The 19,826-nt window shown below is 67.4% G+C and carries 23 protein-coding genes; 13 read left to right on the top strand and 10 right to left on the bottom strand.

Annotated elements, in window-relative coordinates:
* Positions 1 to 107 precede the first annotated feature (107 nt).
* The 6 genes from serA (at position 108) to HNP51_RS12955 (ending at position 6,988) form a co-directional block, all read left to right on the top strand.
* Positions 108 to 1,337: a phosphoglycerate dehydrogenase gene (gene serA / locus HNP51_RS12980; protein WP_409360127.1), complete on the top strand. Its 1,230-nt coding sequence runs from the start codon at positions 108 to 110 to the stop codon at positions 1,335 to 1,337.
* Positions 1,338 to 1,434: 97 nt separating this feature from the next.
* On the top strand, positions 1,435 to 3,252 hold the full coding sequence (locus HNP51_RS12975; protein WP_184271153.1) for an autotransporter domain-containing protein: 1,818 nt from the start codon (positions 1,435 to 1,437) through the stop codon (positions 3,250 to 3,252).
* Between the two features lie 230 nt (positions 3,253 to 3,482).
* Positions 3,483 to 4,109: a M23 family metallopeptidase gene (locus HNP51_RS12970; protein ID WP_184271150.1), complete on the top strand. Its 627-nt coding sequence runs from the start codon at positions 3,483 to 3,485 to the stop codon at positions 4,107 to 4,109.
* A 97-nt stretch (positions 4,110 to 4,206) separates the two neighbouring features.
* Complete coding sequence (locus tag HNP51_RS12965) at positions 4,207 to 5,175, top strand: ABC transporter ATP-binding protein (RefSeq protein WP_184271145.1); 969 nt, start codon at positions 4,207 to 4,209, stop codon at positions 5,173 to 5,175.
* The gene (locus tag HNP51_RS12960) at positions 5,172 to 6,617 is read left to right on the top strand and encodes an ABC transporter permease (RefSeq protein WP_184271142.1); all 1,446 of its coding nucleotides are present in this window, start codon (positions 5,172 to 5,174) and stop codon (positions 6,615 to 6,617) included. Before HNP51_RS12965 ends, HNP51_RS12960 begins: the two co-directional genes overlap by 4 nt.
* Before the next feature lie 86 nt (positions 6,618 to 6,703).
* Positions 6,704 to 6,988 carry a hypothetical protein gene (locus HNP51_RS12955; RefSeq protein ID WP_221415906.1) on the top strand — a complete coding sequence of 95 codons (285 nt, stop codon included), beginning with the start codon at positions 6,704 to 6,706 and terminating at the stop codon, positions 6,986 to 6,988.
* 86 nt (positions 6,989 to 7,074) lie between these two features.
* Here the strand turns inward: HNP51_RS12955 and rpsU are convergent, their stop codons facing one another.
* A complete protein-coding gene (gene rpsU, locus HNP51_RS12950; RefSeq protein WP_184271562.1) occupies positions 7,075 to 7,317 on the bottom strand; it encodes a 30S ribosomal protein S21 in 243 nt (80 codons plus the stop codon).
* A gap of 192 nt (positions 7,318 to 7,509) precedes the next feature.
* On the opposite strand from rpsU, the gene HNP51_RS12945 reads away from it, so the two are divergent.
* A complete protein-coding gene (locus tag HNP51_RS12945) occupies positions 7,510 to 8,196 on the top strand; it encodes a COQ9 family protein (RefSeq protein ID WP_184271139.1) in 687 nt (228 codons plus the stop codon).
* Between the two features lie 42 nt (positions 8,197 to 8,238).
* Here the strand turns inward: HNP51_RS12945 and HNP51_RS12940 are convergent, their stop codons facing one another.
* Together HNP51_RS12940 and purE are read right to left on the bottom strand one after the other, a co-directional pair.
* Complete coding sequence (locus HNP51_RS12940) at positions 8,239 to 9,336, bottom strand: 5-(carboxyamino)imidazole ribonucleotide synthase (protein ID WP_184271136.1); 1,098 nt, start codon at positions 9,334 to 9,336, stop codon at positions 8,239 to 8,241.
* Position 9,337: 1 nt separating this feature from the next.
* On the bottom strand, positions 9,338 to 9,829 hold the full coding sequence (gene purE / locus HNP51_RS12935) for a 5-(carboxyamino)imidazole ribonucleotide mutase (protein WP_184271133.1): 492 nt from the start codon (positions 9,827 to 9,829) through the stop codon (positions 9,338 to 9,340).
* 135 nt (positions 9,830 to 9,964) lie between these two features.
* On the opposite strand from purE, the gene HNP51_RS12930 reads away from it, so the two are divergent.
* On the top strand, positions 9,965 to 10,531 hold the full coding sequence (locus HNP51_RS12930; protein WP_311769950.1) for a GGDEF domain-containing protein: 567 nt from the start codon (positions 9,965 to 9,967) through the stop codon (positions 10,529 to 10,531).
* 12 nt (positions 10,532 to 10,543) lie between these two features.
* On the opposite strand, the gene HNP51_RS12925 is transcribed toward HNP51_RS12930, so the two are convergent.
* Genes HNP51_RS12925 through HNP51_RS12915 form a run of 3 tightly spaced genes read right to left on the bottom strand, consistent with a single transcriptional unit; the run spans position 10,544 to position 11,892 of the window.
* Positions 10,544 to 10,768: a YdcH family protein gene (locus tag HNP51_RS12925; protein ID WP_184271127.1), complete on the bottom strand. Its 225-nt coding sequence runs from the start codon at positions 10,766 to 10,768 to the stop codon at positions 10,544 to 10,546.
* A gap of 39 nt (positions 10,769 to 10,807) precedes the next feature.
* Positions 10,808 to 11,275, bottom strand: coding sequence for a TIGR02444 family protein (locus HNP51_RS12920; RefSeq protein ID WP_184271123.1), 468 nt, complete (start codon positions 11,273 to 11,275; stop codon positions 10,808 to 10,810).
* Complete coding sequence (locus HNP51_RS12915; protein WP_221415905.1) at positions 11,272 to 11,892, bottom strand: UbiX family flavin prenyltransferase; 621 nt, start codon at positions 11,890 to 11,892, stop codon at positions 11,272 to 11,274. The genes HNP51_RS12920 and HNP51_RS12915 overlap by 4 nt, the downstream gene beginning before the upstream one ends.
* A gap of 115 nt (positions 11,893 to 12,007) precedes the next feature.
* On the opposite strand from HNP51_RS12915, the gene HNP51_RS12910 reads away from it, so the two are divergent.
* On the top strand, positions 12,008 to 12,181 hold the full coding sequence (locus tag HNP51_RS12910; protein ID WP_184271120.1) for a YdcH family protein: 174 nt from the start codon (positions 12,008 to 12,010) through the stop codon (positions 12,179 to 12,181).
* Between the two features lie 201 nt (positions 12,182 to 12,382).
* Here HNP51_RS12910 and HNP51_RS12905 read toward each other — a convergent pair whose 3' ends face one another.
* Positions 12,383 to 13,048 (bottom strand): DUF1013 domain-containing protein, encoded by a 666-nt coding sequence (locus tag HNP51_RS12905; RefSeq protein ID WP_184271117.1) that lies wholly within the window; start codon positions 13,046 to 13,048, stop codon positions 12,383 to 12,385.
* 212 nt (positions 13,049 to 13,260) lie between these two features.
* On the opposite strand from HNP51_RS12905, the gene HNP51_RS12900 reads away from it, so the two are divergent.
* Positions 13,261 to 13,902 (top strand): beta/gamma crystallin-related protein, encoded by a 642-nt coding sequence (locus tag HNP51_RS12900; protein ID WP_184271114.1) that lies wholly within the window; start codon positions 13,261 to 13,263, stop codon positions 13,900 to 13,902.
* 42 nt (positions 13,903 to 13,944) lie between these two features.
* Here the strand turns inward: HNP51_RS12900 and HNP51_RS12895 are convergent, their stop codons facing one another.
* Positions 13,945 to 14,916 (bottom strand): NAD(P)H-quinone oxidoreductase, encoded by a 972-nt coding sequence (locus HNP51_RS12895; protein ID WP_184271556.1) that lies wholly within the window; start codon positions 14,914 to 14,916, stop codon positions 13,945 to 13,947.
* A gap of 79 nt (positions 14,917 to 14,995) precedes the next feature.
* Here HNP51_RS12895 and HNP51_RS12890 point away from each other — a divergent pair, with 79 nt between their 5' ends.
* Both HNP51_RS12890 and HNP51_RS12885 read left to right on the top strand, forming a co-directional pair.
* The gene (locus tag HNP51_RS12890; protein ID WP_184271111.1) at positions 14,996 to 15,199 is read left to right on the top strand and encodes a DUF1192 domain-containing protein; all 204 of its coding nucleotides are present in this window, start codon (positions 14,996 to 14,998) and stop codon (positions 15,197 to 15,199) included.
* Between the two features lie 141 nt (positions 15,200 to 15,340).
* Positions 15,341 to 15,832, top strand: coding sequence for a DUF1465 family protein (locus tag HNP51_RS12885; protein WP_184271108.1), 492 nt, complete (start codon positions 15,341 to 15,343; stop codon positions 15,830 to 15,832).
* Positions 15,833 to 15,860: 28 nt separating this feature from the next.
* On the opposite strand, the gene HNP51_RS12880 is transcribed toward HNP51_RS12885, so the two are convergent.
* Together HNP51_RS12880 and rpmE are read right to left on the bottom strand one after the other, a co-directional pair.
* Positions 15,861 to 17,417, bottom strand: coding sequence for a murein L,D-transpeptidase (locus HNP51_RS12880; RefSeq protein ID WP_184271105.1), 1,557 nt, complete (start codon positions 17,415 to 17,417; stop codon positions 15,861 to 15,863).
* Positions 17,418 to 17,582: 165 nt separating this feature from the next.
* Complete coding sequence (gene rpmE, locus HNP51_RS12875; protein WP_184271102.1) at positions 17,583 to 17,807, bottom strand: 50S ribosomal protein L31; 225 nt, start codon at positions 17,805 to 17,807, stop codon at positions 17,583 to 17,585.
* A gap of 132 nt (positions 17,808 to 17,939) precedes the next feature.
* On the opposite strand from rpmE, the gene HNP51_RS12870 reads away from it, so the two are divergent.
* On the top strand, positions 17,940 to 19,799 hold the full coding sequence (locus HNP51_RS12870; protein WP_184271099.1) for an ABC transporter transmembrane domain-containing protein: 1,860 nt from the start codon (positions 17,940 to 17,942) through the stop codon (positions 19,797 to 19,799).
* Positions 19,800 to 19,826 lie beyond the last annotated feature (27 nt).

Here is a 19,826-nt window from a genome sequence, read left to right as displayed (position 1 = left end):
CCGCCGACCGCTTCTACGCCTTCACCGAGGTCGTCGGCCGGGCCAAGGTGATCGAGGTCGCCGACGCCGTCGCCGCCTCGCTGGACGAGGTCCTGTTCGCCGAGGGCGTGTCGGGCCGCTGGTCCTATCCGCGCAACCGCATCAAGATGCTGCTGCTGGAAAACATCCACCCCGCCGCCGTCGAGCGGCTGGAGGAGGCGGGCTATTCCGTCGAGACCCTGAAGGGCGCGCTGGACGAGGACGACCTGATCGAGGCGATTAAGGGCGTGCACGTCCTGGGCATCCGCTCCAAGACCAACGTCAGCAAGCGAGTGCTGGAACGCGCCGACCGTCTGCTGGCTATCGCCGCCTTCTGCATCGGCACGAACCAGATCGATCTGGAAGCCGCCGCCGAACATGGCGTGGCCGTCTTCAACGCCCCCTATTCCAACACCCGTTCGGTGGTCGAACTGGCCATCGGCCTGACCATCGTCCTGATGCGCGACGTGGCCGACAAGTCGGCGGCCATGCACCGGGGGGAATGGAACAAGTCCGCCACCGGCTCGCGCGAACTGCGCGGCAAGACCCTGGGCATCGTCGGCTATGGCGCCATCGGCTCGCAGCTGTCGGTGCTGGCCGAGGGGCTGGGCATGCGCGTCATCTTCCACGACCTGTCGGAGCGGCTGGCCCTCGGCAACGCCCGGCGCATGCGCTCGTTGGACGCCCTGCTGGCCGAGGCCGACGTCGTCAGCCTGCACGTCGACGGGCGCAAGGAGAACACCGCCATCATCGGCGCGGCGCAGTTCGCCAGGATGAAGCCGGGCGTCCTGTTCCTGAACCTGTCGCGCGGTCATGTCGTCGATGTCGACGCCCTGGCCGAGGCGGTGAAGTCGGGCCGGGTCGCCGGCGCGGCGGTCGATGTCTTCCCCGAGGAGCCACGCACCAACGCCGATCCCTTCGCCAGCCCCCTGCAGGGCCTGAAGAACGTCATCCTGACGCCCCACATCGGCGGCTCGACCGAGGAGGCGCAGGAAGCCATCGCCGAGTTCGCGGCCGAGCGCCTGCTGGGCTATCTGAACCGGGGCGACACCACCTTCTGCGTCAACCTGCCGAACGTGCAACTGGCGGAGGTGTCGCGCGCCCACCGTCTGCTGCACATCCACAGGAACCAGCCGGGCGTTCTGGCCGAGCTGAACCGCGCCCTGTCGGCGGCGGGCCTCAACATCCTGGGCCAGCACCTGAAGACGGACGAGCGGACCGGATACGTCATCACCGACGTGGATCGCGACTATGACCCCGAGGTGTTGAAGACCCTGCGTGACCTGCCGGGCACACTTCGCTTCCGTACGCTTCACTGATCGTTGTTCAGCTTCCCTAGGGGCATCTTGCGTTAGCGGCCAAGCGGCGCATCCTCTCACTAACGACCGCGCACTGACGGTCGAGGGAGGAACACCGATGTCACGTCTTCTTCGCGGAGCGGCTCTGGCCGCGCTGACTCTGGCGGCTGTCTCGACGGCCGGCGCCGCCGGGGCCCAAACCTATAACCGGCTAGTTGTGTTCGGCGACAGCCTGTCGGACAACGGCAATCTTTTCGCCGCGACGGGCGGCACGAACCCGACCTCGCCGCCCTATTTCCAGGGGCGATTCTCCAACGGGCCGGTGTTCACGGAGCTGTTGGGCTTCAACGCCGGACGCTACACCGCCGGCGCGCCGGTGACGGGCAGCGTCAACTACGCCTTCGGCGGCGCGCGCACCGACAGCCAAGCCTCCCCGCCTGGAATGCGCAATCAACTGCTGGCCTATACGGGCGCGGGCGGCAAGTTCGGCGCGGGCGATCTGGTCAGCATCCTGGGCGGCGCCAATAACATCTTCCAGGGCATCCCGGCGGCGGGCGCGTCGGCGAACCCGCAGGGCAGCATCTCGACCGTCGCCCTGGGCGCGGCGGCGGACATGAAGTTCATCGTCAACAGCGTGGCCTCGGCCGGGGCGGGCACCATTCTGGTGACCAACCTGCCGCGACTGGGCACCACGCCGCAGTTCAACAAGGGGCCCGGACTGCCGGCGTCGCCCTTGGCCGACTACGCCGGAACAACCTTCAACAGCGCGCTGCTGACCGGGATGATGGCCACGGCGGCGGCCCAGCCCAACACCAACATCATCCTGATGGACCTCTACAAGATCAGCGACACCCTGTCGGGCAGCCCGGAGCGTTTCGGCCTGACCAACGCCAAGGACGCCTGCTTTACCGGGACGACCGCCTGTTCGACGCCGGATACCTACCTCTACTGGGACGGCGTCCACCCGACGGCGGCGGGGCACAGGCTGATCGCGCGCCTGGCCAACGATTACCTCTATTACGGAGATCTGGGCACGCAGACGGCCGTGCTGGGCGAGACCGCCTGGCGTCACCGTGAGGACGCGCTGGACGGCTCGACCGCCAGCCTGTCCGGCCGCGACGCCTGGACGGCGGGGACGGCGATCTCGGTCGCGGCCCTGGCCGACCGGACCAAGACCGACGCGCGCGGCGCCATCGGCGCGGCGACCTCGGACGGTTACGGCGTGCGGATCGCGCTGGAGTCGGGCACCGAGACCATGCGCTTCGGCCTGGCCGGTTCTTACCGCAACGCCGATGTGGACGCGGGCGCGCTGAACGTCGACCTCGACACGTTCGGCCTCGACATCTACGGCGGCTGGCGCTCGGGCGACCTGTTCGTCAACGCGGCGGCGGGCGTGGCCCAGGACGACTTCAACGACGTCAGCCGCCTGACCTCCCTGGCCCCGATCGTTCACACCGGCTCGACACGCGGCGTCAGCACGGGTGCGCGTCTGCAGGGCGGGATGTGGTTCGACATGGGCGGCGTCGCCTTGTCGCCGCGCGCCGCCGTGGCCTGGATCAACAGCGACGTGGACGCCTTCACCGAACAGGGCGTCGCGGCCCAGTATGCCTATCAGGACCGTTCGGTTCAGGGCGCGACCGCCGAGATCGCCCTGCGCGCCGAGGCGGGCATCGACCGCTTCCACTTCTTCGCCGAGGGCGGCTATCGTGACAGCCTCAGCGACGACAGCGACGCGGTGCAGACTGGCATCGCCGGTAACCCGGCGAAGATCCTGGCGCGTGAAATCGATCAGCCCTGGGGTGGTCAGTTCCTGGCCTCGGTGGGCATCGAGGGTACGGTGATGGACCGTCTGAAGGTCTCCATTGGCTACAAGGGGCGTTTCGGCGATCAGGCCGACAGCCATATGGGCGGGGTGCAACTGACCTTGCCGCTGTAAGGCGTCTGCCAGACAGGAGAGGGGCCGCGCGGCGCAGGTCGCGCGGCCCCTTTCGCGTGCGGGTTCCACGGTGCGACGCCTTGTCGCCCCTGCGGCGCCCCATTCGCGACCCGGTGTAATGCCAGAAAAGGACAACCCCGGCCGTCGGCGAGTGTTCTTCCGCCATCCGCGCATTGCGCGACCACGACGGCCCTCCCGCTTGAAAAAGCGCCAGGAGCTGTTGTTTTAGTATGCGTTTTCTTCCCCCGGCCGCCCGGCCGTTCGTGCTTCATGTCGGTCAGATCTCCCTGCTGGCCGGCGCCGCTGTTCTCGCCATGGCCGCCGCTCCGCTGCACGGCGCCAATCCCGCCCCGGACAAGGTCGACGACCTGTCCGCCCCCGCCGCCCCGCCGGTGACGGCAGTGGCTCAACCCGCCGGCCCTCTGATGCGCAAGATCGTGTTCGAGGCCCCGGTGAAGGGCTATCGGGTCAACTCGGCCTTCGGTCTGCGTAAACTGGCCATCGAAGCCAAGGCTCGCGCCCACAAGGGCGTCGATATCGCCGCGCCCAAGGGCACCAGCGTCTATTCGACCGCTGAGGGCAGGGTGGTCCGCGCCGGCTTCCAGGCGGGCGGCTATGGCAACTTCATCGAGGTGAAGCATCCGAACGGCATGAGCAGCGTCTATGGTCATCTGAGCCGCATCGACGTGCACACTGGGCAGTCGGTGGCCTCGGGCGAGCGTATCGGTCTGGTGGGTTCAACCGGCTATTCGACGGGGCCGCACCTGCATTTCGAGGTCCGCCGCAATGGCGGCCAGGTGAACCCCACCAAGGTCGTAGGTCAGAGTTTTGACGTGAAGGTCAGCGCTTCCAAGTAGGCGTCGCCGATCATGACCGATTCGTAATGTAAAATAGCCTTTCCATTGTGCCCGCCGCACCGTTAGGATTCGCATCTGACGGTTGAAGGGGGACGGCATGACAGCAGCGTTGACGCTGGATGGAATCAGCAAGAGATACGGCGGCTTTCAGGCCGTGTCCGACCTGAGCTTTGCGGTCGAGAAGGGCACGATCTGCGGCTTTCTCGGCCCCAATGGCGCGGGCAAGACCTCGACCCTGCGCATGATCCTGGGGCTACAGCCCGCCACGTCCGGCCGGATCGAGATCCTTGGCGCTGACGATGGACGCAAGGTGCGCGACCGGATCGGCTTCCTCCCCGAAGAGCGTGGTCTCTACAAGAAGATGACGCCGGTGGACGCCATCTCCTTCTTCGGCGGCCTAAAGGGCCTGCCCCAGGCCGAGGGCCGCAAGCGCGCCCGCGAGATGCTGGAGCAGATGGGCCTGGGCGACGCCCAGAAGAAAAAGATGAAAGAGCTGTCCAAGGGGATGGCGCAAAAGGTCCAGTTGATCGCCTCCGTGGTGCATCGACCCGAGTTTGTGATCCTGGACGAACCTTTCTCGGGCCTCGACCCGATGAACCAGCAGGGACTGGAGGCGATGATCCGGGCCCTGGCCGCCGATGGGGCGACCGTCCTGTTCTCCACCCACGTCATGCAACACGCCGAGCGGCTGTGCGACAAGGTCGTGCTGCTGGCGCGCGGCAAGAAGGCCTTCGAGGGGACCGTGGATCAGGCGAGGGCGACCTCGCCGCGCTTCCTGGAACTCGAAGGGGTGTTGGATACGGGGGCTGTCGCGGCCCTGCCGGGGGTTTCCGGCGTCGAGGTGCTGAACGATCAAGACGGCGTGCGCACGCTGCGCGCCGGGCTGGCGCAGGGCGCTGGCGGGCAGGAGGCGCTGAAATCGGCCTTCCTGACCGGGCTGGACGTGCGCCGGTTCCAGATCAAGGAGCCGACCCTGCACGACGCCTTCATCGGTTTGACCGGCGATCATCCGGATGAGGACCAGAGCGTTGCGCGCGATGCGCTCAAGACGGAGGCTGCCCGATGAACCGCACCCTTCTGATCGCGCGCCGCGAGTTCATGGCCTATGCCAAGACCGTCGGCTTCTGGCTGTCGTTGCTGGCCTTCCCCCTGTTCGGGGCGCTGGGCGGCGCCATTCCCATCCTGATGAGCCAGTCCGAGCCTATGCGTTCGGTGGCCCTGGTCGATGAGGCGCCGGCTGGGTCGGGTTTGGCCTCCGCCGTGCGTCAGTCGCTGGAAAGCGAGCAGGCGAAGGGCGATATCAGCGCCTTGCGCATGGCCGCCATACCCGAGGCGGGAGTGGCGGGCGGTGATCGGGTGCGGAAGGTGGCCGAGAACGAAGGCTTTGAGGCTGGCGTTGCAGCGCTGAAGCGTGAGGCGCCCCGCGCCGGCGCAGCCTTTGAAACCCCCAAGCGCAGCCTGAATCTGGTTGCGCCGCCAGCGGAAATCCTCGCCGCCGCCCCCGGCGAGGCCCGCGACGCTCTGGCCCGCCGCTACCTGGGCGACGATGCGCCCGAGGGCCAGAAGCTGAGCGGCATCGTCTTCCTGACTGAAACCAATGGCCAGCCCGGCGCCCGCGTCTGGACCGCCCGCGCCACCGACGACGCCGTCGAGGACGCCGTTCGCGACGCCCTGAAGGACGTCAATCGCCGTCAGGTCTTCGCCGCCAGCGGCATCGACCCTGCGGTGGTGGCCCAGACGGATAGGTTCCGTCCCGAACTGTCCGTCTTCTCGCCCAAGGCGGCGTCGGGGGGCGAGGTGTCGTTCCGCGACAAGCTGCCGACCGTGGTCGGTCTGGCGGTGGGCTTCATCCTGTGGTCGCTGATCATCACGGGCGCCTCGATCCTGCTGAACAGCGTGATGGAGGAGAAGTCGAACAAGATCCTTGAGGTCCTGCTGTCCTCGGCCTCGGCGACCGAAATCCTGACCGGCAAGGTGCTGGGCGTGGCTTTGCTGACGCTGACGGTTCTGGCCGCCTGGGGTGGGTTGGGGGGGATCGGCCTTATCCTGGCCGCGCCGGACATGGCCCGGGATATCGGCTCGGTGCTGATGAGCAATGGCCTGCTGATCTACTTCCTGCTGTTCATGGTCGGCGGCTATCTGATGTACGCGGTCCTGTTCGCAGCCATCGGCGCCTTCTGCGAGACGCCGCGCGACGCCCAGACCTTGATGGGGCCGATCATGATGGTGCTCTTCGTGCCGCTGATCGTGATGCAGCTGGCCATCCGTACGCCGGACGCGCCGGTGGTGAAGATCATGAGCCTGATCCCCCCCTTCACCCCCTTCGTCATGGCCGCGCGCGCCCCCAGCGGTCCGCCCCTGGTCGAGATCGTGGGCGCCCTGATCGGCATGTTCCTGTTCGCCGCCCTGATGGTCTGGGTCGCGGGGCGGGCCTTCCGCGCCGGCGCCCTGTCGGACGTCAAGCTGAACTGGAAGAGCTTCCTGGGCGCCGTGCGCGGCGGGAGCTGAGGCGACGGCGGCGCCCGTGAAACTGCGCGCGCCGCCGTCCGTTCACTGAGGCGGACGAAAGACGATCTCATTCATCGAGGCGTATCATGACGACGATAGCGAGGACGACAAGCGGGCAGTGGCGGCTGTTGATGTGGGGGCTGATCGCAGGCCTGCTGCTTCTGCCGCTAATCGCCATGCAGTTCACTCGCGAGGTGGCGTGGGACGCGGCGGACTTCGCCTTTGCGGGCGTGTTGCTGGTCGGGGCAGGCCTGATCTTCGAGCTCGTGGCTTGGCGCACCAAGGCATTGGCCTGGCGGTTGGCCATCGGCGGGGCACTGGTCTTCGCCGTGCTGCTGATCTGGGCCGACGCCGCGGTCGGCGTCTTCTAGGCGCCACCTGACCCTTCAGCCAAAGAAAAGGCCCGCTCCGGTTTCCCGGAGCGGGCCTTGAACTTTCAGCCTGGGCTGGGGCCGTATTAACGGCCGCCCGGAACCCGGGGCTTCGGAGCCGGCAGCAGACCCTCGCGCTGGGCGCGCTTGCGAGCCAGCTTGCGAGCGCGACGGACAGCTTCAGCCTTTTGACGGGCGCGCTTTTCCGAAGGCTTTTCGAAGTGCACGTGGCGCTTCATTTCACGGAAGCTGCCTTCACGTTGCATCTTCTTTTTCAGGGCCTTGAGCGCCTGATCGACGTTGTTGTCGCGAACGAAAATCTGAACCAGGGTTATCTCTCCTTTGGCCGCCCGCCGCGTCCTTTCGAAGGGAGACGGGCAGACAAAATAAAAATCTCGACCGAAAGAACTGAGGCTCTCGGATGAAGGCGCGCTGATACACGACCAGTCGGGGCCTGTCCAGATCGACACAGGCAATCGTGATGGGTCGAAATGCCGGAAGGACAGGACTATCTTGGGGATATGACCGAAGCCGCCCCCGCCGATCCCAAACCCGCCCCGCCCAAGGACGACTGGGCTGTCCGTATGGAGCAGGCGGTGCTGGACGCCGCTATAGAACGCGCGCCCGCGCTAGGCTGGAACAGCCGTCTGGTGCGTGCGGCGTGTGAGGCGAACGGCCTGTCGCTGGGCGACGAGGAACTGCTGTTGCCGAACGGGGCGCGTGATCTGGCGGTCCTGCTGTCGCGGCGTCACGATTCGCGCGCCCTGAAAGCGCTGGAGGCCACGCCGCCGGAGACGATGAAGATTCGCCAGCGAATCGCCGCCGCTGTCTCGGCGCGGCTGGAGGCGGGGGCGCAGGACATCGAGGCGGCCAAGCGCTGCGCCGGCTTCCTGGCCCTGCCGACCAATGTGGACCTGGGCTTCAAGCTGGCCTGGGAGAGCGCTGACCACCTGTGGCGCTGGGCCGGCGATACGGCGACGGACCAGAACCACTATTCCAAGCGCGCCATCCTGGGCGGCATACTGATCCCCGCCCTGACCATGCGCTGGTTCGAAGGCCGCGAGGCGGCTGACGCCTTTGTCGCCCGTCGCATCGAGAACGTCATGGCCTTCGAGAAGTGGAAGGCCGGCAAGGATTTCGACGCGCCGCTGAAGGCGGTGACGGAAGCTCTGGGGCGGCTGCGGTACGGGGCGAAGGAAACAGACTAACCTCCGCTCATCCCGGCCTTCGCCGGGATGAGCGGGGGGTGGCTAAACCGCCCCCAGCACCCTGTTCACGTGCGCCATCTTGCGACCGGCGCGGGCCTCGTGCTTGCCGTAGAGGTGCAGGCGGGCGTTCGGCTCGGCGGCCAGCGCGCGCCACTGCTCGATCTCGTCGCCCAGCAGATTGGTCATTTCGATGCGGGCGTGGGCCTCGGTGGGGCCCATCGGCCAGCCGACGATGGCGCGGATGTGCTGTTCGAACTGGTCGCAGACGCAGCCGTCCTGGGTCCAGTGGCCGGTGTTGTGGACGCGCGGGGCGACCTCGTTCACCAGCAGGACGGAGTTTCCGTCAGAATCGGCGCCCATGTCGAACAGCTCGATGCCCATGACCCCGACGTAGTCGAGGCCGTCGAGCACCGCCGAGGCGATCTCATGGGCGCGTCCCTGCGTCTTCGCGTCGACGGCGGCGGGCGCCAGGGTGGTCTTCAGCACCCCGTTGGCGTGAATGTTCTCGCCCAAGGGATAGACGGCCACGGCGCCGTCATGGCCGCGCGCGGCGATCACCGACAGTTCGCGGTTGAAGACGGCGGCGGCTTCCAGAATGGCGGGGCGGCGACCGATGGCCTCGAAGGCGGCCTCGGCGTCGGCGGCGTCGCGAATCCAGACCTGGCCCTTGCCGTCATAGCCCTCGCGGCGGGTCTTCAGCAGGGCGGGCAGACCCAGTTGGTCGATGGCGTTGGTGAGGTCATCCAGCGTCGAGACGGCGGCGAAGTCGACCGTGACGGCGCCGACGGCGTTCAGATAGGTCTTCTCGTCCACCCGGTCCTGGGCCACGGCCAGGGCCGTCGGTCCGGGCGCGACCAGGGCGCCGGCCTCGGCCAGGGTCTCGACCGAGGAGGCGGGGACGTTCTCGAACTCGAAGGTGACGACGTCGCACAACCGGCCGAGCGCTTGCAGCGCGTCGGGATCGTCATAGGGGGCGGTGATCTGGGCGCGCGAGACGCGGGCGGCCGGGCAGTCCGGCTGCGGGTCGAGGATCACGACGTCGAAGCCGAGGCGCGAGGCGGCCTGGCTCAGCATCCGGCCCAACTGGCCCCCGCCGAGAATGCCGAGGGTCGATCCGGGGCTCAGGGGCAGCTGGGGCAAGTCAGTCCTCGACGGTTTCGGCGACGGAAGCAGTCTGGGCGGCGCGGAAGGCGCTAAGGCGTTCGGCGAGCGCGGGGTCAGACAGGGCCAGGATCTGCGCCGCCAGGATGCCGGCGTTGGCGGCGCCCGCCTCGCCGATGGCCAGGGTGGCGACGGGCACGCCGCCGGGCATCTGGACGATGGAGAGCAGGCTATCCATCCCCTTCAGCGCCTTGGACTGGACCGGCACGCCCAGCACGGGCAGGTCGGTCATCGAGGCGGCCATGCCGGGCAGGTGGGCCGCGCCGCCGGCGCCGGCGATGATGACCTTGTGCCCGTTGGCCTTGGCGGTCGTGGCGAAGTCATAAAGGCGTTGCGGCGTGCGGTGGGCGCTGACGACCTTGGCCTCCCAGTCGACGCCCAGTTGATCCAGACGTTCGGCGGCCAGCTTCATGGTCGGCCAGTCGGAACGGCTGCCCATGATGATGGCGACGGGTGGCGTCGAGGCGGTCATGCGAAGGCTCCCCACACGGAAAGCGGCCCGTTACAGCACGCGCGTTGCGCCCGCAACCAAGGTCGTTAGAATCATCGGCGTCGCTTGGCCCTGAGTCGGACCTGATTCGCGACGCCGGAGCCTGACTTGAACCACGTGGCCGAACCGACTGCAGAGACCGATCTGCACGCCGAGATCGAACGGCTGCGCGCCGAGGTCGCCGCCCTGACCGCGCGCGCCGAGGCTGCCGAGGCCCTTGCCGATCACGACGTTCTGACGCCGGCGCTGAACCGGCGCGGCTTCATGACGGTGCTGAACCGCAGCATGGCCTTCTGTCGCCGCCACGATGTTCAGGCCGTGTTGCTTTATCTTGATCTGGACGGCTTCAAGGGCGTCAATGACCGGCTGGGTCACGCCGCGGGGGACGCCGCCCTGGTGCGGGTCGCCGATCTGTTGCTGGAGAATGTGCGGGAATCCGACGCGGTCGGGCGGCTGGGCGGCGACGAGTTCGCGCTGCTGCTGTTGCACGCTGGGGTCGAGGAAGGGCGCGACAAGGCGCAACGTCTGGCCCAGACATTGGAGGCCGAGGGCTTCCAGTGGCAGGGCGAGCGCGCGGCGCTGGGCGGGTCCTTCGGCGTGCGGGCTTATGCGGGGCAGACTGATCCCGAGGTCTGGCTGTCCGAAGCCGACGCGGCCATGTGGCTGAGGAAGAAGGGCCGCTGAGCCTTCGTCTGCCTAGGCGATGATGTCGGGCAGGATGCGGTCCTCGACCTTCACGATCTCGTCGCGCAGGGCCAGTTTCTTGCGCTTGAGCCGGGCGATCAGCAGCTGATCGGGAATCGGCATGTGCGACAGCGCCTCGATCGAGGCCTCGAGGTCGGCGTGTTCCTGCTGAAGCGTTTTCAGCTCGGCCCGCAGCCGATTGTCCTCATCGGACAGGAAGGGTTGGTCATCGTTCATGGTGCGCCCCGGACGTCCCTGCTTATAGCCGACCGGCGCTCAGGCGGGAAGGCGATCCGCTAGGATCGTCAGCGCCGGGCGCGGCACGACCCGCGTCCACATCCGCGCCGTTTCAGCCAGACCTTCGATGGTGCGGCGCGGGGCGCCGGAGGGCGCCGGGGCCAGGCTTTCCAGTTCCAGCATCAGGCGGCGCTCAGCGTCCAGCTCCAGCGTCTTGACCTGCTGACGCAGGGCCTCGCGGTGGTCGTGGTCCATGTCGGGGATAGGGGCCTTCAGCGTGCGGCGAACGGCGCGAAGCTGGCTGACGATGACGGTGTCATAGGCGCGGGCCGCGTCGCAGGCGGCCTCAATCGTGTCCTCGTCCGGGCGGCGGCCGGTGACGGCGACCCAGGCGGCCCAGAGCAGCAGAGGCACGTTCTGCTCGTGGTGGTCCTGCAGGCTGAGGCAGGCCTCGGCCACACCCGGCGCCTTGTAGGCCGTCAGGGTCCAGGCCCAAAGATCGCTCATGCCTGGGTCAGGCCGGCGTTGAGGCCTTTCCAGCGGCGCACCGCCGACCAATCCAGACCGAATAGGTCCAGCGCCCGCCCGACCGACTGGTCGACCATCTCGGCGATGCTCGCGGGCCTGGCGTAGAAGGCGGGCAGGGGCGGGGCGATGGTGGCGCCCATTTCCGCCAGCGATGTCATGGTGCGCAGGTGGCCCAGGTGCAGCGGCGTCTCGCGCACCATCAGCACCAGAGGGCGACGCTCCTTCAGCACCACGTCGGCGGCGCGGGTCAGCAGGGTCGAGGTTACGCCGGTGGCGATCTCGCTCATGGTCCGCACCGAGCAGGGGGCGACGATCATGCCGAGCGTCCGGAACGAGCCCGAGGCGATGGCGGCGCCGACATCGCCCAGCTTGTAGGTCACGTCCGCCTTCGACATCAGGTCGTCTGGGCTCAGGTCCGTCTCCTGCGACAATGTGAGCAGGGCGGCTTTCGTAACGACCAGATGGCTCTCCACGCCCAGTTCGCGCAGGGCGTCCAGCGCCCGCGCGCCATAGACGACGCCGGAAGCGCCAGAGATTCCAACGACCAGCCGCGAGGGGGGCGAGTTCCGTATGGTCGAGTTCACATCTTCGGCCATTTTGACTTCCAGTCTCTCCGTGTCCGGAGCGGCGCGGGGTCACTGCAATGTGATTCCACAGGCCGTCGTTCCAGGCGCTCAGTGTAGTGGTCCCTTAGACATGGAGGCGCAAGCCATGACCATCGAGGCTCGTATTCGCGAACTGGGAAATAGGCACCGGTCGCTGGATGAGACCATTCAGCAGGAGGCGCGCAGACCCACCGCGGACCCGATCCAGATCAGGGAGCTGAAGCAGCGAAAGCTCAGGTTGAAGGAAGAGATCACTAGTCTGGAGGCCAGGATTCACTAGAGCGAAATCGGTTGAGTTGGACGCAGTCCAACTCGGCGCAGATATTCGCTTCAGCATCAATCCTGGAGCCTGATTCATGGCATCGGCGGAATCGCGAAGCGATCCCACCTTAACCGATCAGGTTCCAAGCCTCCCGAAAAGCGAGAACGGCCCCGAAGATTGCTCTCCGGGGCCGTTTCCATATTCAGATTTGCGGAACGATCAGTCGTTCTTGCCGAAGACCGATTCGGCGGTCGGTTCGGCGCCCGGGCGCACGCGCTCTTCCGGCACGAACTCGGGCTCTTCCGGCTCGGCCTGGATCGATTGCAGGGCGGCGCCGCCGCTCTTGGCGTCGTCCTTGGCCTTCTTGTCAGCGGCCTTTTTGACGATCTCGTCCAGTTGCAGTTGGCCGATCAGGCCCAGGGTCACCGGATCGACCGGCTTGATGTTGGCCGAGTTCCAGTGGGTGCGGTTGCGCACGCTCTCGATGGTCGACTTGGTGGTGCCCAGCAGCTTGGCGATCTGGGCGTCGGTCACTTCCGGGTGGTTGCGCACGAACCAGAAGATGGCGTCGGGGCGGTCCTGGCGGCGCGATACGGGCGTATACTTCGGCGCGGTTTTGGACGGCTTCAGCAACTCGGCGTGGCGGCTGACCACGGCCTTCATGCGGTAGTCAGGGTTGTCCTGAGCCTTTTCCAGTTCTTCGCGCGTCAGCTGGCCGCCCGTCACCGGGTCCACGCCGCGGATGTCGCGGGCCACGTCGCCGTCGGCGATGCCCCGCACTTCCAGCGGGTGCAGGCCGCAGAAATCAGCGATCTGCTCGAAGGAGAGCGAGGTGTTGTCCACCAGCCAGACCGCGGTGGCCTTGGGCATCAGGATGTCGGTCATGGGGCGTGCGTCCCGGCGTTTGCGGCCCGAAAATCGGGCGTTTGAATCGACGGCGCCCGACCTTTCGGCCGGGCGCTGAGACTTCTGTATAGGCGCTTTCGCGATAAAAGAAAACGCCGTCCGAATGCCACGTACAGCAAAGGTTCATCGAGAATGTTGAACAGTCTGGCTTGTGGTGCGTTGTGCGCCAAAGGATCAGGAAGGACACCTCCATGAGACAGTTCGCGATTATCGCCGCCAGCGCAGTCATGGCCTTTGGCGGCGCCGTCACTGTGCCGTCGGGTTCGGCGGAGGCGCAGGCTCAGGCGCGCGGCGCCCCGCGCGGCAGCTACGCGCAGAGTTGCACAGGCTCCTACGTCAATCAGGGTCGACTATATGCCGATTGCCGCGACCGCCGCGGCCAGATGCGCGAAACGTCTATCGAACTGGCGCGCTGCTCCAGCAGCGACATAGGCAACGATAACGGCCTGCTGGTTTGCTACAATCATCGCGGCGACTACGAGGATAATGGTCGTCCCGGCGGCGGCAACGGCGGCAATCCGGGTTGGCCCGGCGGTCCGGGCGGCGGCAATGGCGGCGGTTGGGGCAATACTTCGATCACCGTCTATCGCGACGCCAACTATCGCGGCCAGTCGATGACCTTCCGTCAGGAAGTTCCGAACCTGCGCAACAGCGGCCTGAACGACGCCATCAGCTCGATGCGACTGGGTCGGGGAAGCTGGGAGGTCTGCGAAGACGCCAACTATCGCGGCCGCTGCCAGATCATCGACGGCGACGTCACCAACCTGGGCCGTACGGGAATGAACGACCGGATCTCCTCTCTGCGTCCCGCCCGCCGCGGCGGCAACTGGTAAGCATTTAGAACGGGAGGCTCCGGCCTCCCGTTTTTTTAGCTGTCAGAGGGTCAGGACGATCTTGCCGACGTGGTCGCCGGCCTCGAGTCGCTGATGCGCGACGGCGGCCTGTTCCAGAGGGAAGGTCGCCTCGACCTTGGCGCACACCTTGCCGGACGCGACCCATGGCCAGATCGTCTGTTCGACGGCGGCGGTCAACCGAGCTTTCTCGTCGGTCGAGCGGCTGCGCAGGGTCGAGCCGGTCAGGACGATCCGTTTCAGCATGACCCGCATCAGGTCGATCTGGGCCAGGGCGCCGGTCAGGGTGGCGATGACCACCCAGCGCCCGCCGGGCTTGAGCGCGTTCAGATTCAGCTCGGCATAGGCGGCCCCCACCATGTCCAGCACCACATCGGCGCCGCCCTCGGCTTTGATGGCCGCCAGCAGGTCGCCGTCCGTGGCGTCCAGGCTGACGTCGGCGCCCAAGGTGAGGGCCGCCTCGGCCTTGGCCGCGCCGCGCGAGGTGGCGATGACGCGGGCCCCCGCCGCCTTGGCCATCTGGATGGCCATGACGCCGATGCCGCTGGTGGCGCCGTGGATCAACAGGGTCTCGCCCGCCTTCAGCCCGCCGCCTTCGAAGACGTTGGTGAAGACGGTGAAGACGGTCTCGGGCAGGGCGGCGGCCTGAACGAAGTCGAGATTGTCGGGGACAGGCAAGGCGTGACGGGCGTCGACCACGGCGTAGTCGGCGTAACCGCCGCCGCCCAGCAGGGCGCAGACCCGGTCGCCTATCTTCCAGCGGGTCACGCCTTCACCCACGGCGTCGACCTCGCCCGCGACCTCCAGCCCTAGAATGTCCGACGCGCCGGGCGGGGCGGGATAGTGGCCCAGGCGCTGAACGATGTCGGGCCGATTGACCCCGGCGGCGCGCACGCGGATGCGAATTTCGCCCGGCGCGGGCGTCGGTTGGGGGCGTTCCGCCAGACGCAGCGCCTCGGCTGGGCCCTTGCCGCCTTCGATCTCGATGACCCGCATGATGTCTCCGCCGCTTGCATTCGTCGTCATTGGAGCGTTTTCATACGGGTTCGTGTGGTTTCTGGCCACGGAGGCGGTGATGACGTTCGAAGACCTGGAGCCCCGGCCCCAAGGCGGCGAAGCGCTGAGAGCGCTGAGCCGTGAGGATCTGGACCTTTATGCCGTGGACGAGCTGCACGAGCGCATCGCTGCGCTCGAAGCCGAGATCGCCCGCGCCAAGGCGGCCATCGAAGGCAAGTCCTCCAAGCGCAGCGCCGCCGACGCCCTGTTCAATTTCCGCTGATTGGCCTCTCCCGCGATTTCGTAATCCGTGGCATGACGATTGCAGTTCCGGTCCGTGCGGCGTCGTTTCGACCCGCGAGTTTCTGACGGACGCGCGTGACTTTTCATGGGTAGAACCGAGTTGACTGCCATCGACGCTGATATGGTCGGATTGCGTTCGCGCAGCGCTGAGGTGCTGGATTTCGCGCGTTCTGAGCTGTTCGACAGAACCTTCCGCGAGGGCATGGAACTGGTCGAGGAGACCGCCGCCTATCTGGACCGCGACGGGCGTCAGGATTCGCGGCTGCTGTCGCGCGCTGCGGCTCTGGCCTATGCGGGCGAAAGCATGAAGCTGACGACGCGGCTGATGCAGATAGCGTCCTGGCTGCTGGTGCAGCGCGCCGTGCGCGAGGACGACATGAGCGCCGTCGCGGCCTGCGAGCCGCGCTATCGGCTGGCCGACCGCAAGGTCGAGAGCGAGCCCAGCCACCGCGAACTGCCCATCGCCCTGATCGAATACGCCGTGCGCGCTGAAAAGCTCTACGACCGCGTCCTGCACCTGGATCAGCGCATGTATCTGGGCGGCGACGAAGACGCCCCGGTCAATCCGGTGCAGAGCCAGCTGGATCGCCTGCAGGCGGCCTTCGGGGGCTAGGCCCCCCGAATACCTTTTAAATCGAGACCTACGGCCCGACGTCGTTGGCGTCGCTCGGCCCATCGGCGATGACGCGCGGCAGGCTGACGGCGATGCCCAGCGCCTGGGCCAGTTTTTCATCGCGACGATAGACGTCCTCGCGGAAGGCCACGCGGCCCTGTCCGTCGACGAAGGCGGTCCAGTAGAGCAGGCGTACGGCGATCTCGCGCCCGGTGGTGACGCGGGTGGTCTCGCGGCTGTCCTGGGCGGCGTCGAACTGGGCCAGCTTGGCCGGATCGGGTTGCAGCAGCAGACGGGCGAACTCGACCGCGTTCTGGACCCGAACGCAGCCGTGGCTGCGCTGACGCACCGACAGGTTGAAGGCGCCCTTGGCCGGGGTGTCGTGCAGGAAGATGGCGTAGCTGTCGCGCAGCTCGAACTTCACATAGCCCAGCGACGACTGCGGCCCGGCGCGCTGCACCACCCAGCCGTCCTTGTTGATGTACATGTCGTGGGCGGCCAGATAACCGGGACCCTTGGGCAGGATCTCGCGGCGGGCGATGCCCATGGGCACGGTCCACGGCGGATTGGCCACGACCGAGGCGAAGGGTTTTTCCAGGCTGGGCGTCTGATTCTCGGCCGAGCCGACCACGACGCGGTTGGAGTGAACCGGCTTGCCGTCCTTCCAATAGACCATGATGGCCGCCGCGGTGTTGACCTCGATCCGCTCGGGATTCAGGTCGCGCTTCAGCCAGCGGCGGCGTTCCAGGTTGAGCGCGATCTGGCGCGCGCGGTCCTCCGCTGAAGCGCCGAGCGAGCGCTGGGTGCCGCCGCCGATGCGGCCATCAGCCCCCAGGCCATGACGGGTCTGGAAGCCGCGCACGGCCTGTTGCAGCTCAGACCCATAGACCAGATTGCCCTTGAGCCGCTCACCCGCCGCCGCGCTGAGGTCGCCCTCGGCCACCAGGCGGGCGATCAGGGCCGGGATGCGGTTGTCGCTGGCACCGGGCTCAATGGTCTCGCCGGCGCGGAATGCCGGCCAGCCGCCGGCGCGCGTGATGCGGCGATAGCGGGCGTAGCCCGCCGACAGGTTGGTGTAGCCGATGTCGGTGGGGGCCAGACCGTCGAACCACTGGCTCAGCTGATTGGCGCTGACGGCCTTGGTCAGGCCGCCAGGGATGTCGACGCTGTTCTTCTGCATCTCCCACAGGTCCTCGACCGTCTCGGGACGGACGCGGCCCTCGGCCAGGACGCGGGCATAGGTGACGGCGGCCGCGGTGGTGCGAATCTCGGACGAGGCCGGGTCAGCGGCCAGACCGACGAAGTCGAAGAAGTCGCCAGCGGGCAGGGCGTGGCGTTCAGCGCCGGCGGCGACCTCCTGCAGCACGCGCAGACGGTCGGCGGTCCAGATCGGCTTGCCGCCGGTCAGTTGATAGACGGCGCGGACGTCGGCCTGAACGGCTTCGGGCAGGCGACCGGCCTGGGCGTCGAAGCCGGCGATGAAGACCTGGGGATCGACCGGTCGGTTCTGCGCCAGTGCGGTGGAGGCTGCGCCAAGGGTCAGGGTCGTCGTCGCGACGCCAAAGCCCAATTCCCGTCGGTTCATACTTGAAGCTCTTATAGTCCGGTCCGGCGCCAGACCCGTCGTCTGCGCCCCGAAGGATCGAACGCCCCCATGTTATCGACGTTCCGGGCAAACAAAAAGCGCCGGCCCATCGGACCGGCGCTTCTGTGGCGACTTTGTCGCAGCCCGAAGAAGGGGCTGTAGGGCTTACTTCTTGATGAAGCCGCCGAACTTGTTGTTGAAGCGCGACACGCGGCCGCCGCGGTCCAGCATCTGGGCGTTGCCGCCGGTCCAGGCCGGGTGCGTCGACGGGTCGATGTCGAGGGCCAGCGAGGCGCCTTCCTTGCCGTAGGTCGAACGGGTCTGGAAGGAGCTGCCGTCAGTCATCACAACCGTGATGAAGTGGTAGTCGGGGTGCGTGTCCGCTTTCATCGATCTGATCCGTCTCTGCGCTTCGACGATGCCGACCGTCAGTGCGCGTAAATAGAGAAACCCGCCGAGGCTTGCGGCGGGAATGAGCGGCGGCGTTTACACCGGGGGGCGATCCGGGGCAAGAGCGCGGTCATGACCCAAGTTTCCACGCCTTCCGCTTCGCCTGAGGCCAACTCAGCCGCTCAGGGCCGCCCCGGCGCCGGCGCCCTGCTGGTTGAACAGATGGATGAGGCCGGCGGCAAGCGCGCCAAGACCCGCAACATCAGGCCTCTGGGGCGTTTGCTGCCCTTCATGATGCGGCATCGACTGGATGCGGGCATCGCCGGCCTGTGGCTGCTGTTCTCGACGGCGGCGTCCCTGGGGCTGACGGCGACGGCGCGCGGCGCCATCGACAACGGCTTCGAAAACGGCGGTCGCGACATCAACACCTGGTTCCTGATTCTGGGCGCCAACGCCCTGATTCTGGGGCTGGCGACGGCATTCCGCTATTTCTACGTCACCAAGACCGGCGAGCGGGTCATCGCCGACCTGAGGACGGCGCTGTTCAAGCGCATCCTGACGCTGGACCCGGTCTTCTTCGCCCATATGCGGACCGGGGAGGTGCTGTCGCGCCTGACGACCGACATCCAACTGGTGGACACCCTGCTGACCACCTCGGTCAGCTATGCCCTGCGCAACTTCTTCACCCTGATCGGCGGGGTGATCCTGCTGTTCTTCGTCAGCCCCAAGCTGACCGGGTTCGTGCTGCTGATCGTGCCGATTCTGATCGTGCCCCTGTTCATCTTCGGCCGTCAGGTGCGCAAGCTGACGGTCAAGTCGCAGGACACCTTCGCCAACGCCGTGGGCTTCGCCGGCGAGAGCGTGGACGCCATCGAGACCGTCCAGGCCTTCGGTCGGGAAAAGAGCGCCATCGGCCGCTTCGGCGCGGCGGTGGAGGAGGCTTTCGGCGTCTCCCTGGTCCGCATGCGGGCGCGGGCGGTGATGACAGCCATGATCATCGTGGTGATGTTCGGCGGCGTGACCCTGGTGCTGTGGCTGGGGGCGCAGGACGTGATCGCCGGGACCATGACGCCGGGGGCCTTGCTGCAGTTTGTTCTGCTGTCGGTCTTCGCCGCTGGCGCCGTGGGCGCGCTGGGTGAAAGCTGGGGCGACGTGCAGAAGGCCGCCGGGGCCATGGAGCGGATCGACGAGCTGATGCGGGCTGTTCCCGCCATCGCTCCGCCCGCCAATCCTGTCGCCCTGCCGCAGCCGCCGCTGGGCGAGGTGTCGATGTCGGCGGTGGACTTCGCCTATCCGGGGCGTCCCGACCTGCCGGCGCTGAAGGGCTTCAGCCTGACCGTGCGTCCGGGCGAGACCGTGGCCTTGGTCGGGCCGTCGGGGGCGGGCAAGTCGACCGTCTTCCGCCTGCTGCTGCGTTTCTATGATCCGCAATCGGGTCTGGTCTCGGTGGACGGGGTGGACGTGCGCGCCGCCGATCCGATCGCGGTGCGCGAGCGCTTCGCCTGGGTGTCGCAGGAGGCGCCCCTGTTCTCGGGCTCGGCGCTGGAGAATATCCGCTTCGGGCGCGAGGCCGCGACCCTGGCCGAGGCTCGCGCCGTGGCCGATGAGGCGCAGGCGCTGGGCTTCATCGAGGCCCTGCCGCAGGGCTTCGACACGCCGCTGGGCGAGCGCGGCAAGAGCCTGTCGGGCGGCCAACGCCAGCGCTTGGCCATCGCCCGCGCCCTGGTGCGCGAGGCCCCGATCCTGCTGCTGGACGAGGCCACCAGCGCTCTGGACGCCGAGAACGAGCGTATGGTGCAGGCGGCGCTGGATCAGGCCATGTCCGAGCGCACCACCCTGGTCATCGCCCACCGTCTGGCCACTGTCCTGCGGGCCGACCGCATCGTCGTCATGGACGGCGGCAAGGTGGTCGAGGAGGGCACCCACGTGGAGCTGACGGCTCTGGGCGGGCTTTATGCGCGACTGGCGGCCCTGCAGTTCCAGGGAACCTGATTTTCCGTCATCCCGGCCAAAGCGAAG

This window comes from Brevundimonas bullata (genome assembly GCF_014207965.1).
GTDB lineage: Bacteria > Pseudomonadota > Alphaproteobacteria > Caulobacterales > Caulobacteraceae > Brevundimonas > Brevundimonas bullata_A.
This window is presented reverse-complemented; position numbering and strand designations above follow the sequence as displayed.

Excerpts from the sequence above, each read along its gene's own strand:
- HNP51_RS12870 (WP_184271099.1), top strand. The coding sequence starts at position 17,940 with ATGACCCAAGTTTCCACGCCTTCCGCTTCGCCTGAGGCCAACTCAGCC.
- HNP51_RS12900 (WP_184271114.1), top strand. The coding sequence starts at position 13,261 with ATGAGACAGTTCGCGATTATCGCCGCCAGCGCAGTCATGGCCTTTGGC.
- rpmE (WP_184271102.1), bottom strand. The coding sequence starts at position 17,807 with ATGAAAGCGGACACGCACCCCGACTACCACTTCATCACGGTTGTGATG.
- HNP51_RS12890 (WP_184271111.1), top strand. The coding sequence starts at position 14,996 with ATGACGTTCGAAGACCTGGAGCCCCGGCCCCAAGGCGGCGAAGCGCTG.
- HNP51_RS12910 (WP_184271120.1), top strand. The coding sequence starts at position 12,008 with ATGACCATCGAGGCTCGTATTCGCGAACTGGGAAATAGGCACCGGTCG.
- HNP51_RS12965 (WP_184271145.1), top strand. The coding sequence starts at position 4,207 with ATGACAGCAGCGTTGACGCTGGATGGAATCAGCAAGAGATACGGCGGC.
- HNP51_RS12885 (WP_184271108.1), top strand. The coding sequence starts at position 15,341 with ATGGTCGGATTGCGTTCGCGCAGCGCTGAGGTGCTGGATTTCGCGCGT.
- HNP51_RS12915 (WP_221415905.1), bottom strand. The coding sequence starts at position 11,892 with ATGGCCGAAGATGTGAACTCGACCATACGGAACTCGCCCCCCTCGCGG.
- HNP51_RS12975 (WP_184271153.1), top strand. The coding sequence starts at position 1,435 with ATGTCACGTCTTCTTCGCGGAGCGGCTCTGGCCGCGCTGACTCTGGCG.
- HNP51_RS12945 (WP_184271139.1), top strand. The coding sequence starts at position 7,510 with ATGACCGAAGCCGCCCCCGCCGATCCCAAACCCGCCCCGCCCAAGGAC.
- HNP51_RS12955 (WP_221415906.1), top strand. The coding sequence starts at position 6,704 with ATGACGACGATAGCGAGGACGACAAGCGGGCAGTGGCGGCTGTTGATG.
- HNP51_RS12895 (WP_184271556.1), bottom strand. The coding sequence starts at position 14,916 with ATGCGGGTCATCGAGATCGAAGGCGGCAAGGGCCCAGCCGAGGCGCTG.
- HNP51_RS12960 (WP_184271142.1), top strand. The coding sequence starts at position 5,172 with ATGAACCGCACCCTTCTGATCGCGCGCCGCGAGTTCATGGCCTATGCC.
- HNP51_RS12880 (WP_184271105.1), bottom strand. The coding sequence starts at position 17,417 with ATGAACCGACGGGAATTGGGCTTTGGCGTCGCGACGACGACCCTGACC.
- HNP51_RS12925 (WP_184271127.1), bottom strand. The coding sequence starts at position 10,768 with ATGAACGATGACCAACCCTTCCTGTCCGATGAGGACAATCGGCTGCGG.
- purE (WP_184271133.1), bottom strand. The coding sequence starts at position 9,829 with ATGACCGCCTCGACGCCACCCGTCGCCATCATCATGGGCAGCCGTTCC.
- HNP51_RS12920 (WP_184271123.1), bottom strand. The coding sequence starts at position 11,275 with ATGAGCGATCTTTGGGCCTGGACCCTGACGGCCTACAAGGCGCCGGGT.
- HNP51_RS12970 (WP_184271150.1), top strand. The coding sequence starts at position 3,483 with ATGCGTTTTCTTCCCCCGGCCGCCCGGCCGTTCGTGCTTCATGTCGGT.
- HNP51_RS12905 (WP_184271117.1), bottom strand. The coding sequence starts at position 13,048 with ATGACCGACATCCTGATGCCCAAGGCCACCGCGGTCTGGCTGGTGGAC.